Origin of the sequence: Flavobacterium sp. ALJ2 (genome assembly GCF_015594725.1) — a bacterium.
Lineage (GTDB): Bacteria > Bacteroidota > Bacteroidia > Flavobacteriales > Flavobacteriaceae > Flavobacterium.
The window spans coordinates 270,688-287,073 of sequence record NZ_JADNRC010000002.1 but is presented as its reverse complement, the minus strand read 5'-3'; the positions used below and the strand labels follow the sequence as shown (position 1 = coordinate 287,073).

16 protein-coding genes are annotated in these 16,386 nt (G+C 29.3%); all 16 read left to right on the top strand.

The features are described from left to right. Nucleotides 1–1,013 precede the first annotated feature (1,013 nt). The 16 genes from IUY40_RS03650 (at nucleotide 1,014) to IUY40_RS03575 (ending at nucleotide 16,377) form a co-directional block, all read left to right on the top strand. Nucleotides 1,014–1,979 carry a glycosyltransferase family 4 protein gene (locus tag IUY40_RS03650; protein ID WP_195735530.1) on the top strand — a complete coding sequence of 322 codons (966 nt, stop codon included), beginning with the start codon at nucleotides 1,014–1,016 and terminating at the stop codon, nucleotides 1,977–1,979. After that, nucleotides 1,976–2,404, top strand: coding sequence for a WxcM-like domain-containing protein (locus IUY40_RS03645; RefSeq protein WP_195735529.1), 429 nt, complete (start codon nucleotides 1,976–1,978; stop codon nucleotides 2,402–2,404). The genes IUY40_RS03650 and IUY40_RS03645 overlap by 4 nt, the downstream gene beginning before the upstream one ends. Then, entirely contained in the window at nucleotides 2,394–3,533 is a 1,140-nt protein-coding gene (locus tag IUY40_RS03640) for an aminotransferase class I/II-fold pyridoxal phosphate-dependent enzyme (protein WP_195735636.1), read from the top strand. Before IUY40_RS03645 ends, IUY40_RS03640 begins: the two co-directional genes overlap by 11 nt. A 22-nt stretch (nucleotides 3,534–3,555) precedes the next feature. Continuing rightward, complete coding sequence (gene rfbC, locus IUY40_RS03635) at nucleotides 3,556–4,104, top strand: dTDP-4-dehydrorhamnose 3,5-epimerase (protein ID WP_195735528.1); 549 nt, start codon at nucleotides 3,556–3,558, stop codon at nucleotides 4,102–4,104. Then, complete coding sequence (gene rfbD / locus IUY40_RS03630) at nucleotides 4,104–4,955, top strand: dTDP-4-dehydrorhamnose reductase (RefSeq protein WP_195735527.1); 852 nt, start codon at nucleotides 4,104–4,106, stop codon at nucleotides 4,953–4,955. Before rfbC ends, rfbD begins: the two co-directional genes overlap by 1 nt. A gap of 43 nt (nucleotides 4,956–4,998) precedes the next feature. Further along, entirely contained in the window at nucleotides 4,999–5,883 is an 885-nt protein-coding gene (gene rfbA / locus IUY40_RS03625) for a glucose-1-phosphate thymidylyltransferase RfbA (protein WP_195735526.1), read from the top strand. A 68-nt stretch (nucleotides 5,884–5,951) separates the two neighbouring features. Beyond that, on the top strand, nucleotides 5,952–7,916 hold the full coding sequence (locus tag IUY40_RS03620) for a nucleoside-diphosphate sugar epimerase/dehydratase (RefSeq protein WP_195735525.1): 1,965 nt from the start codon (nucleotides 5,952–5,954) through the stop codon (nucleotides 7,914–7,916). A 205-nt stretch (nucleotides 7,917–8,121) separates the two neighbouring features. Then, nucleotides 8,122–8,991, top strand: a complete 870-nt coding sequence (locus tag IUY40_RS03615) for an ABC transporter permease (protein ID WP_195735524.1) — start codon at nucleotides 8,122–8,124, stop codon at nucleotides 8,989–8,991. Nucleotides 8,992–9,018: 27 nt separating this feature from the next. Continuing rightward, a complete protein-coding gene (locus tag IUY40_RS03610) occupies nucleotides 9,019–10,302 on the top strand; it encodes an ABC transporter ATP-binding protein (RefSeq protein WP_195735523.1) in 1,284 nt (427 codons plus the stop codon). 8 nt (nucleotides 10,303–10,310) lie between these two features. After that, on the top strand, nucleotides 10,311–11,117 hold the full coding sequence (locus IUY40_RS03605; protein ID WP_195735522.1) for a class I SAM-dependent methyltransferase: 807 nt from the start codon (nucleotides 10,311–10,313) through the stop codon (nucleotides 11,115–11,117). Nucleotides 11,118–11,119: 2 nt separating this feature from the next. Next, nucleotides 11,120–12,049 (top strand): glycosyltransferase family A protein, encoded by a 930-nt coding sequence (locus IUY40_RS03600; protein WP_195735521.1) that lies wholly within the window; start codon nucleotides 11,120–11,122, stop codon nucleotides 12,047–12,049. Nucleotides 12,050–12,052: 3 nt separating this feature from the next. Then, a complete protein-coding gene (locus IUY40_RS03595) occupies nucleotides 12,053–12,982 on the top strand; it encodes a glycosyltransferase (protein WP_195735520.1) in 930 nt (309 codons plus the stop codon). 9 nt (nucleotides 12,983–12,991) lie between these two features. Then, entirely contained in the window at nucleotides 12,992–13,774 is a 783-nt protein-coding gene (locus tag IUY40_RS03590) for a glycosyltransferase (RefSeq protein ID WP_195735519.1), read from the top strand. Between the two features lie 3 nt (nucleotides 13,775–13,777). Then, entirely contained in the window at nucleotides 13,778–14,788 is a 1,011-nt protein-coding gene (locus tag IUY40_RS03585) for a glycosyltransferase (protein WP_195735518.1), read from the top strand. 1 nt (nucleotide 14,789) lies between these two features. Beyond that, nucleotides 14,790–15,707 (top strand): glycosyltransferase, encoded by a 918-nt coding sequence (locus IUY40_RS03580; RefSeq protein WP_195735517.1) that lies wholly within the window; start codon nucleotides 14,790–14,792, stop codon nucleotides 15,705–15,707. A 4-nt stretch (nucleotides 15,708–15,711) separates the two neighbouring features. After that, complete coding sequence (locus tag IUY40_RS03575) at nucleotides 15,712–16,377, top strand: acylneuraminate cytidylyltransferase family protein (RefSeq protein ID WP_195735516.1); 666 nt, start codon at nucleotides 15,712–15,714, stop codon at nucleotides 16,375–16,377. Nucleotides 16,378–16,386: the final 9 nt, after the last annotated feature.

Sequence of the window (16,386 nt, the reverse complement as noted above, 5' to 3'; positions counted from 1 at the left end):
GATTTTGAATTAGGTTTTTTAACTATTATGAATATTTTTAGATATTTAAATCTAGATTACAAATTTCTTTTTTTCTTTTTTTCTTTTTTCACTTATCTGTTTGCTTATTTGGGGGTCAGAAACTATACACAAAAAAGCAGTCTCCCTTTAACACTTTATTTTTTTGTTCCAGTTTTGTTTTTGTATTCATTTAGCTATGTTAGACAATATTTGTCCATTACGATTGCCTTTTATGCTTTTACATTTTTATTAGAGAAGAAATATTTTAATTATATTTTCTGGATGATTATAGGAACTTCATTCCATTACAGCTGCTTGGTTCCTTTTGTGCTTTTTTTTGTAGTATATAGGTTTGCTGATTTTATAAAAACACATCATTTGTTTTTGCTGATGGTATTTTCATTTATTATTTCACGAATTGGCATTATTTATTGGATAAGTTTACTCCTTAAAGGCTCTCATTATTTATATTATTTCTCCAGTAAATTTGCAGTTGGAGTTCCATTATTGAAATTATTGGTAATGAATTCAATGGGTTTTTTAGTGATAAGATATTTTGATAAAAAGGGATTTCAGTATGACTACCAAAAATATTTGCTGATACTTTATATTTGTTCTATTTTTTTTCTAAATATATTTTCGGAATCAACGGAATTAACTAGGATTTATATTTATTTTAGAATTTTTGAAATTATTCTTGTAGCAGATATTATGCGTTATGCCTTATCAAAAAAGCGGTTTTTCCTTATCGGATTTATGTGTTGTTTTTATTTACTTCCTTATTTTAGATCTATTAAGCTCGATAGCGAGAGTACACTAAAAGATGAATTTAAATTTATTCCCTATAAGTCGTTATTATTTAAAAGCTCAAGAAATTAATTAGTTTACTAGACTGTTAAATGTTAATTTTTGAAATCGGTAAAGAAAATGATTATTATTAATTAATAGGAATTTAAAATTACTTATTGAAAGGGTAACAAAATTTAAATTAATATAAACTTATTAAATAAACAATGCAATACACAATACTAGGAATTCTTTTAATGATTATAATGTTACTTTATTTTAAAGTTGCAAATCATTTTAATATCATTGACAAGCCAAATGATAGAAGTTCACATACGGAAGTTACTTTAAGAGGTGGGGGAATCATTTTTTGGTTTTCGACCTTGATATATTTCACTCAGCATATTCAGAGTAATTATTTTTTCTTTACAGGAATAACTTTGGTCAGTTTAGTCAGTTTTTGGGATGATATTCAAAGTTTGTCAAATAAAATAAGAATCTCTGTTCATTTTCTTGCTATTACATTAATTTTTTATGATTTAGGCGTTTTTAATTTGATGCCAATATGGGGAGTTGTTATTACTTATGTTTTATCCATAGGATTAATTAATGCCTATAATTTTATGGATGGCATAAATGGTATAACGGGCTTGTATACTTTAGTTGTAATGGGGGCGATGTTATATGTAAACACTAAGATTCAATTATTTATTGATGGCGATTTTATAAAGTATGCGATGATTGCAAGTTTGGTTTTTCTGTTTTTTAATTATAGAAAAAAAGCCAAATGTTTTGCTGGTGATGTAGGAAGCATTGCAATTGCTTTTTGGGTAATTTATCTAGTTTTAAAATTAATTTTGATAACCAATTCAATTATTTGGTTGCTATTTTTAGCAGTTTATGGAGTAGATGCAATATTTACTATTATACATAGGCTGTATTTAAAACAAAATATATTCGAAGCGCATCGTTTGCATTTATATCAAGTCTTGAGTAATGAATATAAAATACAACACCGGTTGGTTGCTTTATATTATGCAATTGCTCAAATCATAGTTTCGGTTTTAGTTATATGTTTATACCAAAAAGTTCAGGACATATTATTATTTGTAGTTATTATTGTGCCATTACTTTTGATTTATACTTTGAAGTTTTATTTAATGAATAAAAATAATTTGAAAGTTAATATATGATCCCAAAAATAATTCAAGGAGGGAATTTCTCTGATCATCGTGGAACTATTTCGTATGTAAATGATTTTAGTTTTGAAACTATCGAAAGGTTCTATATTATTAGCAATTCAGAAGATAAGCCTATTCGAGCTTGGCAAGGACATAAATTGGATGCTAAAAACTTTTATTGCATTAATGGATCTTTTAAAATCCATTTTGTAAAAATTGATAATTGGGGAAATCCTTCAAAAGATTTAGCTATTGAAACAGTTATTGTTTCTGCTTCTGATAGTAAAATAGTTCATATTCCTGCGGGTTATGCTAATGCGATCCAATCTTTAGAAAAAGATTCTAAACTGATATCATTTTCTACGTTACCATTAGTAAATGTTAGTGATGATGATGTTCGTTATGATTTCGATTATTGGAAAATTGATGCGCAATAAAAAAATTTTTCTGTCATTGCCACAACAAAGTGGATTTGAAGAAAAGTATATTCAAAAAGCACTTAAGGATTCTTGGATTACTTCTGGTGGGCCAAATGTTAATGAATTCGAGAATAAGTTAGAAGATTATTTTGATAATAAAGTTTCTATAGCAGCTTTAAACTCGGGTACTGCTGCTATTCATTTAGCATTAATTTTATTAGGAGTAAAATCGGGTGATGAGGTAATTTGTCAGAGCATGACCTTTTCGGCATCTGCAAATCCAATTATGTATCAAGGGGGCACTCCTATTTTTGTAGATAGTGAATTAGATACTTGGAATATATGCCCAAGATTTCTTGAGGTTGCAATTAAAGATAGAATTGCAAAGGGTAAAAAACCCAAAGCAATTATTACTGTTCACTTATATGGAATGCCTTATAAAATAGATGAAATTCACGCGATTGCTAATCGCTATGAAATTCCGGTAATTGAAGACAGTGCAGAGGCATTGGGTAGTAGTTATAAAGGAAAGAAGTGTGGAACGTTTGGTGATTTTGGGGTTTTGTCATTTAACGGAAATAAAATAATTACAACTTCAAGTGGAGGAGGATTAATAACTAAATTTGATAAATTAAAAGAAAAGGCTATTTTTTATGCAACTCAATCAAGAGATAGTGCACCACATTATGAACATAGTGAGGTAGGTTATAATTATAGGATGAGTAATATTTGTGCAGGAATAGGCTGTGGTCAGATGGAAGTTTTGAATAAAAATATTATTTTGCGTAGGGGAATGCATGATTTTTATAAAAAGGCATTTGAAGGCATAGATGAAGTGACAGTCTTTGAAGAACCAAGGGACGATTATTTTTCTAATTATTGGTTAAGTACCGTTTTGATCGAAACTAATAGTGATAAAAAGATTGATAGAGAATCTTTACGATTAGCATTTGAACATGAGAATATTGAATCACGACCTTTATGGAAACCAATGCATTTACAGCCTTTGTTTTTTGGTTACCCCTATTATGGAGAAAAAATAGCTGAAAGTTTATTTGAGAAAGGATTGTGCTTGCCTTCGGGATCAAATCTGACAATCAGAGACATGAATAGAATTGAAAAAGTGATCAAAACTTTTTTTAATTAAGAAATAAGAATTATATTTTAATATGAAAATTGAAGAAACATTTATAAAAGATTTAGTAATAGTTGAGCCAACAGTTTTTGGTGATGAAAGAGGTTATTTTTTTGAGTCATATAGTAAAACTAAGTTTAAAGATTTAGGAATTGATATTGATTTTGTGCAGGACAATCAATCCTTCTCTAAAAAAGGTACTTTACGTGGGTTACATTATCAAAATCCTCCTTTTGCACAAACTAAATTGGTACGTGTTTTAGAAGGTGAAATTATTGATGTAGCAGTAGATTTAAGAAAAGATTCACCTACTTATGGAAAAGCATTTAGCATATTGCTTTCAGCGGAAAATAAAAAACAATTGTTGGTTCCTCAAGGTTTTGCTCATGGTTTTTCGGTAATTAGCGAAACAGCATCTGTGATGTATAAATGTGATGAGTTTTATAATAAAGCTTCTGAAGGGGGAATTAAATTTGACGATCCATCATTAAATATTGATTGGGGGATGAATTTGAAAGAAGCGATAGTTTCTGAAAAAGATCAAATCCTTCCTTTTATTGAAAATTGTAACAGTTTATTTTAATGGAAAAAATACTTGTAACAGGAGCAAATGGACAGCTAGGTTCGGAATTAGCTATTATAGCAGTAAAATATCCACAACACCAATGGATTTTTGCAAGCAGAAGCCAAATAACTCTCGATGATTTAAATTTACTTCAAATGCAATTGGTAGAATTGCAACCTACTATTATTTTAAATTGTGGTGCTTATACAGCGGTTGACAAGGCAGAAACTGAAATTGAGTTGGCTAATGTAATTAATCATTTAGCAGTAGAAGTAATAGCAAAATATTCAGCTAAAAATAAAGTAAGATTAATACATGTATCAACAGATTATGTTTTTGACGGAACATCCTCAGTTGCTCTAGATGAAGAAGCTCCAACAAAACCTATAAATGTTTATGGAGATACTAAAAGATTAGGAGAATTAGCTTGTTTGAAAGAAAATCCAGACTCAATTATTATTCGAACATCTTGGGTTTATAGTAAGGTTGGAAATAATTTTGTAAAAACGATGCAACGATTGATGCAAGAGAGAGAGTCAATAAGTGTCGTAAATGACCAAATAGGATCGCCAACTTATGCTGCTGATTTAGCACAAACGATGATTGAAATTATCTCATCAGATGAATGGACTTCAGGAATTTATAATTATTCGAATGAAGGAGAAATTAGTTGGTATGAGTTTGCATTGGCTATAAAAGATATTGGAGGGTATAATTGTAAAGTAAATGGAATTGCTTCTTCGGCATATCCTACTCCTGCGAAACGTCCCTCTTTTTCTTTATTAGATAAAAATAAAATTAAGAAAGTTTATGGGGTGGATGTTCCAAACTACAAAGCGAGTTTAAAACAAATGTTGGCACAATTATAGTTGCTCAACTTTTATTAGTATAATATAGATATAATCCAGACAAATGAAAGGAATTATTTTAGCAGGAGGTTCAGGTACCAGGCTACACCCATTAACACTTGCGATGAGCAAGCAAATGATGCCAGTATATGATAAACCAATGATTTATTATCCATTATCAACTTTGATGATGGCAGGCATAAATGAAATTTTGATTATTTCAACGCCTCATGATTTACCAAATTTTAAAAAATTATTAGGTAATGGTGAGAATTTAGGTTGTAAATTTAGTTATGCCGAACAAGCCATTCCAAACGGATTAGCACAGGCTTTTGTAATTGGAGAAGAATTTATAGGAGATGATGATGTCGCTTTGATTTTAGGAGATAATATATTTTTTGGAGCCAATATGCAGGAACTTTTACGTTCAAATACAAAACCAAATGGAGGAGTGGTATTTGCATACCATGTTTCAGACCCAGAACGTTACGGAGTAGTAGAGTTTGATGAAGACCTAAAAGCCATTTCGATAGAAGAAAAGCCAGAACATCCTAAATCTAATTATGCAGTTCCAGGATTGTATTTTTATGATAATTCTGTTGTTGAAATAGCTAAAAATATTAAGCCAAGTGCTCGTGGAGAATATGAAATTACGGATGTAAATAAAGTATATCTTTCAAAAGAAGCTTTAAAAGTTGGAATTTTAAGCAGAGGTACAGCTTGGTTGGATACAGGAACTTTTAATAGCTTAATGCAGGCGGGTCAGTTTGTGCAGGTATTAGAGGAGCGACAAGGGTTAAAAGTCGGTTGTATTGAAGAGATAGCTTGGAGGCAAGGTTTTATTAATGACTCTCAACTTGAAGAATTAGCATTACCCCTAGTTAAATCTGGTTATGGAGGGTATTTGATAGATTTTTTGAAACAAAAGAAAGCAGGTGTTAAAATTTAATTTTTTAAATCCATTATTTCGTATTTTTGTGATTATTATCGGACTCTATAATTTTAAGACCAACTAATTTGAATAATAAACCAACCAATTTAGCAATTTTATTTGCTAAGTATTTTTCTACAGCTAATTTGAGGCTTAATATTCATAACCTGAGTTATTTACCTAGGTGGATTATAGTCTTAATGGATGTTATGGTATTGATTTTCTCTTTTACTTTTACTTATTTGTTATTTAAGGGTACAGGTTTAGGTTATATTATAACGCATCATGAGTTTTATTTTGTTGGCTCGCTTTTGGGAGTTAATATTTTTTTCTTTTGGTTATTCAGGACTTATTCGGGTATAATTAGACACTCATCGTACATTGATGCAATTAAGCTTTTGTTCTCACAAATGTCGGTATTGGTTGTTTTTTTGTTCTTCAATTTTGTATTTGAATTATATCATGGTGATAAAGCATTTTTAAATACTGCCCTTTTTATAAACATAGTACTTTCATTTTGTGGTTTGTTTTTATATCGAGTTGTAGTTAAACAAACATTTGAACTTTATTTTGCAGAAAAAAATAATAGTAAATTAATCAGAACTATTATTTACGGGACCGATGCAAATGCAATATCAGTAGCAAATGCATTAAAATTTGAGACACCTTCTCGTTTTAAAATTGTAGGTTTTGTAGACAAGAACAATCAAAATGCCTCGAAAAGAATGCTGGATTTGCCAATTTTAATTCAAAAGAAAAGATTACCTGCATTAATGCGTTCTGTTGCTGCAGAGGGGATTATTATTGCTGATAAAAGTCTATCTAAGGATGAACAATTGATTATTGTAGATCAGTGTTTAGAATTTAATTACAGAGTTTATACTGTGCCTTTAATTTCGGATTGGGAAAACCAAAAAGAAATCTCTCAAAAGGTAAAGAATATTCAGATTGAAGATTTACTGGAAAGAAAACCTATTGTATTGGATAGTAAATCAATATCTAAACAACTAAAAGATAAAACCATTTTAATTACTGGAGCAGCAGGATCCATTGGTAGTGAAATAGTAAGGCAAGTGATTGGTTTTAATCCTAAAAATATAATTTTATTAGATCAGGCAGAAACACCGCTGCATAGTCTTTGTTTAGAAACACAAAATATAATTTCAGATTCTAAAATTCATGCTGTAATTGCTGATGTGAAAAGCAAAGAGGCTATGGAGAGAGTATTTAAAGTTTATGCGCCACAAGTTGTTTTTCACGCTGCCGCTTATAAACATGTACCTTTAATGGAGGGGAATCCATCTCAAGCTATATTAACAAATATAGAAGGGACAAAAAATTTAGCTGATTTAGCCTGTAAGTACAAAGTTAAAAAGTTTGTAATGGTTTCTACAGATAAAGCAGTAAATCCTAGCAATGTAATGGGGGCTAGTAAGCGTATTGCTGAAAAATATGTGCAGTCATTGCATCTGAAAAATCAAAAAGAAAAGGGGAATGATACTACGAAATTTATCACAACACGGTTCGGAAATGTTTTAGGTTCCAATGGGTCAGTAGTTCCTTTGTTTACTAAACAAATTGCTGAAGGAGGTCCACTTACTATAACACATCCAGATATTATCAGATATTTTATGACTATTCCTGAAGCATGTCAGTTAGTTCTTGAAGCTGGTGCAATGGGCAATGGAGGAGAAATTTACATATTTGATATGGGTAAACCCGTTCGAATTATTGATTTGGCTCGAAAAATGATAAAATTAGCAGGTTTTATTCCTGATAAAGAGATTCAGATTCAGATAGTTGGGTTAAGGCCAGGAGAAAAGTTATTTGAAGAATTACTTAATGATACCTCAAAAACGCTACCTACATATCATAATAAGATCATGATTTCTGAAGAAATTCAGGATGAATATGAGACCTTACATATTGAAATAGATGAGTTAATAGGTATCTCTAAATTTTTTGACAATGATGATATTGTTGCCAAAATGAAAAAAATAGTGCCAGAGTTTAAAAGTATGAACTCTAGTTTCGAAATTCTTGATAAATAATATTTATGTAAGATTATTTTTGTTTTAAAATTATTTGAGGTGTTTTTTTATAAAAGCACCTTTTTTGTTTTTTATAAAACTTAGAATTGTAGTAAATAATAATGATTACATCTAATTGTTATATTTGTTGTGAAAATATAGTATAATTACTATTCCTAAAAAGATTATTGGCTGTCTAGTTTTAGACAGAATTTTAAAACTACTCATGAATAAATCAGAAGATGTTTCGACTCCTTGGTTGTTTGAAATAACCCCTAAGAATAAATTTTTTTCGCTGAATTTAAAAGAAGTTTGGCAATATCGTGACTTGTTGGTTCTTTTTGTAAAAAGAGATATTGTAACAGTTTATAAACAAACAGTGTTAGGACCACTTTGGTATTTAATTCAGCCTTTATTTACCTCTGTAACATTTACTATAATATTTAATAGTGTTGCAGGAATTGATACGGGGTCAGTACCTCCTTTTTTGTTTAATCTAGCAGGGGTTACGGTTTGGAATTATTTTACGGCTTGCCTTACTGGAACTTCTGATACTTTTAGGGCTAATGCAGGGATATTTGGTAAAGTATATTTTCCAAGAATAATTACCCCTTTATCTATTGTTATTTCTAACTTGATTAAATTTGGAATTCAGTTTTTGATTTTTATTGTTTTTTATGTTTACTATTATTTTCAAGGTGCTCTTATTAGTTTAAATGTTACAGCAATTTTTTTTCCTGTAATTATTGCATTGATGGGGATTCTGGGGCTAGGATTAGGAATGTTTATATCGTCATTAGTTACTAAGTATAGAGATTTTAGTAATTTAATTGGTTTTGGTGTACAATTACTGATGTATCTTTCAGCAGTAATATATCCAATGGCATTAATTAAAGATAAATTGCCAAATTATGGGTGGTTGGTACAATATAACCCATTAGCATATATAATTGAGACATCAAGGTACATGCTTTTGAGTGTTGGGGACATTTCATTTTACGGTCTTCTTTATACGTTTATAGTGACTGGTATTATTTTTTTCGCAGGATTATTGGTCTTTAATAAAACAGAAAAAAGTTTTATAGACACAGTATAGTTTTTATATGCATTACATTAAATAAAAATGAATAAAGACATTATATTAAAAGTCGAAAACATTTCTAAACAATACCGTTTAGGACAAGTGGGTACGGGAACTTTAAGCCATGATTTAAATCGGTGGTGGCATCATATACGTGGAAAAGAAAATCCCTATTTAAAAATAGGTGATATAAATGATCGAAGTACAAAAGGGACGAGTGATTATGTGTGGGCCTTACAGGATATTAATTTTGAAGTTGAACGCGGGGAGGTTTTAGGAATCATTGGTAAAAATGGAGCTGGAAAATCTACGTTATTAAAAATTTTATCAAAGGTTACTGCTCCAACTTCCGGAAGTATTAAATCTCGTGGTCGTATTGCATCTTTACTTGAAGTTGGTACAGGGTTTAATCCGGAACTTACAGGAAGAGAAAATGTTTTTCTGAATGGTGCAATTTTAGGAATGACGAAAAAAGAAATCACATCAAAGTTAGATGAAATTATAGATTTTTCTGGATGTGAGCGTTATATAGATACACCAGTAAAAAGATATAGTAGCGGTATGACTGTTCGTTTGGCTTTTGCAGTTGCTGCTTTCTTAGAACCTGAAATTTTGGTTATTGATGAGGTTTTGGCTGTTGGTGATGCTGAGTTTCAAAAAAAAGCAATTGGAAAAATGCAAGACATTTCTAAAGGAGGAGGTAGAACTGTTTTATTTGTTAGCCATAATATGGCAGCGGTGAAGAGTTTGTGTACGAAGGGAATGGTAATAGAAAATGGTAAGGTGATCTTTCAGGGAAATGTCGATCATGCTATAGATAGCTATCTAAGTGGAAACAATAATAATTCTTTTAAAACATGGTCAAAAGGAAAAACACCGAGTTGTGATTTTATAAAATTATTACAGGCTAGGGTTCTGAAAATCAATGATGAGGTTTGTTTTAATCATGCTATTTCGGATGAAATTAAAATAGAATTCACATACGAAGTCTTAAAAGAAAATCAATTATTTACACATGGATTTAATTTGTTTAATAATCATGATATTCATATTTTAAGTTCTCATGACAAAGATTCTCAAACTTTAGTAAATTCTTTGCCAGTTGGAATTCATTCAAAAACGATTACTATTCCTGGTAATTTTTTAGCTGAAGGGGGGTATTCTTGTAGTTTTGCTATAATGCGTTATAATCCGTTTCATGTTGAATTTCATGAGTTAGAAATTGTAGGATTTAATGTTATTGATGAAATAGGTAGTAAAACTGCTAGAGGAAATTATTCAGGGAGCTTCCCAGGTTTAGTTCGTCCTTTGTTAAAATGGAAATAATAAATAAAATGAAAAATTGGACCGGAGAAAGATTAGAGACATTTATACTTACTAGAGATGCAATTGAACATTTACACAGATATGCTATTGCAAGTAATTATATAGAAGATAAAGTTGTTTTAGATATTGCTTCAGGAGAAGGATACGGTAGCAATTTGATGAGTGAGAAAGCTTCATTTGTGTATGGAGTTGATATAGATAGTAGTACGGTTGATAAAGCGAAGTTAAAATACAAGAAAGAAAATCTTGAATTCAGAATTGGTAGTGCAAATAAAATACCCATTGAAAATAATAGTATTGATGTTGTTATAAGCTTTGAAACGTTAGAGCACCATGACAAACATGAGGAAATGATGTTGGAAATAAAAAGGGTTTTAAAATCTAATGGATTACTAATTATTTCAACGCCTGATAAATTATATTATTCGGATGTTAGAAATTTTAAAAATGAGTTTCATATAAAGGAATTATATAAGGATGAATTTGTAAACCTAATGTTTGATAATTTTAATCGAATGCAGCTTCTTACCCAAGTATATTGTAATGGTGCCTCTATTATTCAGAAAGAATCCGATCAAAATGGAATCAAAGTATTTTCTGGGAATTATTCTAAAATAACAGATAATGTTGTTAGCCCATTGTACCTTATTGCAATTGCTTGTGATTGTGACTTTGAAGAACAGAAAACTTCTATTTTTGATGGAGGGAAGATAAATGAAAAAAAAACAGAAGAGAGGGTACGTAATAGTAATTCATATAAGATGGGGCATGTTATTTTATTTCCATTTAAATTATTAAAAAGAATATTTAAATAAAAATGCTTGCTATTATTATTCCATATTATAAAATCAAATTTTTTGAAGAGACTTTGAAATCACTAGCAAATCAAAGTGATAAACGTTTTAAAGTTTATATTGGTGATGATGCTAGTCCTGAGGATCCTGTTACTATATTAGAAAAATATAAGGGACAAGTTGATTTCGAATATCATCGTTTTGGAGATAATTTGGGGTCTTATTCACTTACTCAGCAGTGGGAGCGCTGCATAGCACTTAGCAAGGACGAACAGTGGTTAATGATTTTAGGAGATGATGATGTTTTGGGTAAAGAAGTCATTAGTGAATGGTATAGAAATTTTAATTTATTTAAAAATAAAACAAATGTGGTTCGGTTCTCAACTATTATAGTAAATCATGAATCTCAATTTCTGACTTCTTTTTATCATCATCCCGAATGGGAAAATGTAACAGATTTTTATTTCAGGAAGATAAGAGGTATAACAAGAAGTTCATTATCTGAATATTTTTTTTCACGTAAATCATTTCTGAAATATAAATTTCGCGATTATCCTGTAGCTTGGCATAGTGATGATGCAGCTTGGTTTGATTTTTCTGAAGGGAAATCAATTTATACAATCAATAATGAATTAGTTTATATAAGGGTTTCTGATGTTAGCATTTCTGGACAGCAGAATAATCTTAAAGAAAAATCAGAAGCAACCTTCAAATTCTATCATTACTTACTAACAAGTAAAGTTGGTCTTTTTTCTAAGTTCCAAAAAGAGGAATTATTTAAAAGAATATCGAAGTCTTATCTTAATGACAAAAAGAATATAAAATACTTTTTTAAAATTTCCATAATTTGTTTTAAGAACAATGATTTTAAGCAATATTGTAATTTTATTTTGTCAGTTTTATATAGTCTGAAAATTTCTTTAAATACGTTAAAAAACAAAAGAATCTTTTAAATTATGCAATTACCATTAGTTTCTGTAATAATGCCATGTTATAATCAAGGAGAGTTTATTGAAGATGCAATTAATTCGTTGCTATTACAAACCTATAATAATTGGGAGTGTATTATTGTAAATGATGGTTCTTCTGATAATACAGATGAGATAGCCAAAAAATGGTGCTCTAAAGATATAAGAATAAAATATTTTAAAAATGAAAATAAAGGAGTTTCTAATGCTAGAAATTTTGCTATAAAAAATTCCCTGGCAGATTATATTTTACCACTCGATGCAGATGATAAGATAAATAAAAATTATATAGAAAAATGTTTGGAAATACTTTTGCATAATGACAACACAAAAGTTGTTTATGGCGGCGTTGAAAATTTTGGTACTTCAAGTGGAGAATTAGTATTAGCAAATTTTAGTTTTGATTATTTAATATTTAGTAATATGATTCCTTGCTCAGGGCTTTTTCGTAAAAAAGACTGGCAGAGAACACAAGGTTATGATGAAAAAATGGTTGAAGGCTACGAGGATTGGGAATTTTGGATTAGTTTGTTGAAATATGGAGGGAATGCCATAAAAGTAAATACGGCTTGTCTTTATTATAGATCTAAACCTGTGTCTAGAATGAAAGGTATTAATATGAAAAATAGGTATAAATTGATTGCTTATATTATGCATAAACATCAAGAATTATATTCTAAACTTATTTTTAATTATTCAGAAAAACTAAATATTAATTTTTCTTATTGTTATTATTTAGGAATCAAGACTTATCAAAAAGATGATTTATTAAGGTTACAAAAAGCAAAAGAGCAGTATAATTTTCGACTAAATGAAATTTTGAAAAAGCACAATTTTTTTCAACGAAAAAAAATTCTATATTATTGGTATAAGAGAGGTAAACTCAATTTAAGTTTCTTTAGTGTTCTAACTCATTAAATTTTAATTATGATATCAGTAGTAATAAGAAATAAAAATCAGGATAAAGCTTTGGAATTTTTACTTCGTAATTTGACTGAAAGATATATGTCTGATATTGATGAAATTATTGTCATAGATAATCTATCAATAGACGATAGTAAGGCTGTAGCTGAAAAGTATAATGCTAACTTCATTACTATAGAAAAGTTTAGTTATGGAGGGAGCGCTAATTTCGCAGCAAAATGCGCGAAAAATGATATTGTTGTTATTTTTAGTGCACATTCTTTCCCTGTTAGTCATGACTTTTTTAAATTAATTGAAGAAAAATTTAAAGGAAGAGAAGATGAACTTGCAGGTCTGCGTTGTTTGCATAATATTAATGATTATTCAGGATATATAAATAATATTTCAAGTATTGATGATTATAATAGAGCAGGTTTGATTTTTGCTGGTTCCGTATTTAATAAAAGAGTTTGGGAGAAACATCCTTTTATGTCCGATATAACTACTTTTGAAGATAAGGAATGGACGAAACGCGTTATTGCGGAAGGCTATAAAATAGAGTTTGTACCTTCAATTTTTTGTTATCAAATAAATAGAACAAAAGCACAAAATTTCTTTCGATTTAAAAATGAAACTATTGGAAGTTATCAATTGCATCATGCCAATTATACAATGTTTAAATCCCTTAAAGGTTTTGTACACTCGGGTTTTAAAATAACTTCAAATTATTTTACTGATATTTTTTATGTATTTAAAAGATTCTTTTTTATGATTAAATTTTTAATAAATAAACCTAATAGATTTTAAGTTGTGCGAGTAGGTTACAACCCATTTAAAGATCAAAAAAATGATGAATCCAAATACATTCATCAAATAATAATCCCAGTTTATATACCCAATCAGAGAGATTATTTTAAAGATAGTTTCGCAATCTTAAAATTGTGCTTGGATTCTTTATTTGCAACAATTCATAAAAGAACTTTTATTACAATTGTTAATAATGGAAGTGATACAATTATAGGAGATTATTTAATTTCTCTTTTAAATAAAGATAAAATACAAGAATTAATTCATACTGAAAACATAGGTAAGCTCAATTCAATACTTAAAGGTTTGGCGGGTAATAATATAGAATTGGTTACAATTTCAGATTATGATGTTATGTTTTTGCCGCAATGGCAAGTTGAAACAGTAAAAGTTTTTACTCATATTCCTAATGCTGGAGTTGTTGGTATAGTTCCTCAGTTTAAAATGTATGAACATTATTGTTGGAATGTTATTTTCGATAATTTTTTCAATAAAAAACTAAAATTTATTCCAGTAAAAAATAGTGAAGCTTTAATTAGATTTTATGATAGTTTGGGTTGGGATAGAAATTACAATCAGGATCATTTACAATATGTATTAGGTTTAGAACTTAATTTAGATTTAAAAGTTTTAATTGGGTCAGGTCATTTTGTATCTACTTATAAAAAAGATATGTTCGAAGAGTTAGTATCTTACATTGGTTTTAAAATGGGAGGAAATAGCGAAGGATATCTGGATCAATTGCTATTAAAGAAAAATTATTGGCGTTTGACTACATACGATAACTATGCTTATCATATGGGGAATACATTTGAAGATTGGATGACTGTTCCATTTGTTGAAAGAAAAATGAATGAAGATTTAGAAACAAATTTTTCTAAGAATAAAAAAATAAGCAATATTTTATATTTTATAAAAAACAAATTGTTTAGAAAACTTATTTCAATAAAATGGATTGTTAGATTATTCTTAAAATGGAAAAAACTTCCTCAGCATATGATCAAAAGGTATTAAAATGCAGAAAATAATTAAAAGTTTTTCGATTCTAATAACTACAAAAAACCGTAAAAATGATTTGGCTTTTACATTGGGTAAATGTCAACATTTATTAGATAGGAATGATGTTACTTTTATTATTTGCGATGATGGATCTACTGATGGTACAGATATCTTTGTTAGGGAAAAATATCCAGAAATTCAATTGATTAGAAACGATAAAAGTAAAGGATTAATTTATAGTCGTAATAGATTGATGGATCTGGTTACTACAGAATTTGCTATTTCTATAGATGATGATTTACATTTTATTACCCAAAATCCTTTAGCGATTATTGAGGAGGCTTTTTATAAAAATCCAAAAATTGGATTATTTAGTTTTAGGATTTTCTGGAATATAGAAGAGCCTAAAATAATAAATTGTGCTGAGGTTTCGCATCGTATAAAAAGTTTTGCAGGAGGAGCAAATGTTTGGCGAATGTCGGCATGGAAAGATATTCCTGATTATCCAGCATGGTTTGTTTTTTATGGCGAAGAAGATTTTGCTTCCTACCAATTATTTAAAAAAAACTGGGAAATACATTATTTGCCAGAAGTTTTAGTTAATCATAGAGTAGATTTAAAATCACGGAAAAAAAATAAAGATTATAGTATCCGTTCTCGGAGGTCATTGCGTTCTGGCTGGTATTTATATTTTTTGTTTTATCCTTTTAGTGCCATTCCGAAAAAAATGGCATATTCAATTTGGATGCAACTTAAAACAAAAGTTTTTAGAGGTGATTTAATAGCTTTAAAAGGAATTATATTGGCCCTGTGGGATTTATTGTTTTCAATTCCAAAAATTATTAAAAATGCAAATAGATTATCAATTAAAGAATATCAGGAATACCAAAAATTAGGCGATACAAAATTATATTGGAAACCAGCAGACAAATAATTACATGAAAACTATTGCTATTATCCCTGCAAGAGGTGATTCAAAACGATTACCTATTAAAAATATTCTTTCATTAGGAGGGATTCCTTTGTTGGCACATAGTATTCTGTATGCTAAGGCAAATAGTAACATTATCGATGACATATATGTTTCGACTGATAATAAGGAAATAAAACGAATCGCTATAGAATATGGCGCGGAAGTGATAGACAGACCATCAAGTATATCTGGAGATTTAGAACCTACAATTACTGCTGTTAAGCATGTTTTGCAAAATATAGAACCTGTAGAAAATATAGTTTTACTTCAGCCTACAAATCCTCTTCGTCCAGAAAATTTATTGCGGGAAACATTCGATTTATATCAAAGAGAAAATTATAATAGCCTATTTACTGTTACAAGAAACCATCAAAAATTCGGAAAAATAGCAGAACATAAATTTACTCCGTACAATTACGAAATTGGACAACGAAGTCAAGATCTTGATCCATTATATTTTGAAAATGGGTTACTTTATATTACAAAAGCAACTTTAATTTTTGATGATATAATTATTTCTCATGAAGCATTTCCGTTTGAGATAAATCATATTTTTGCCAATGTTGACATTGATACCCAAGAAGATTTTGATTTTGCCGAATATTTATATCACAAACATATTAAAATCTAATTTATAGAC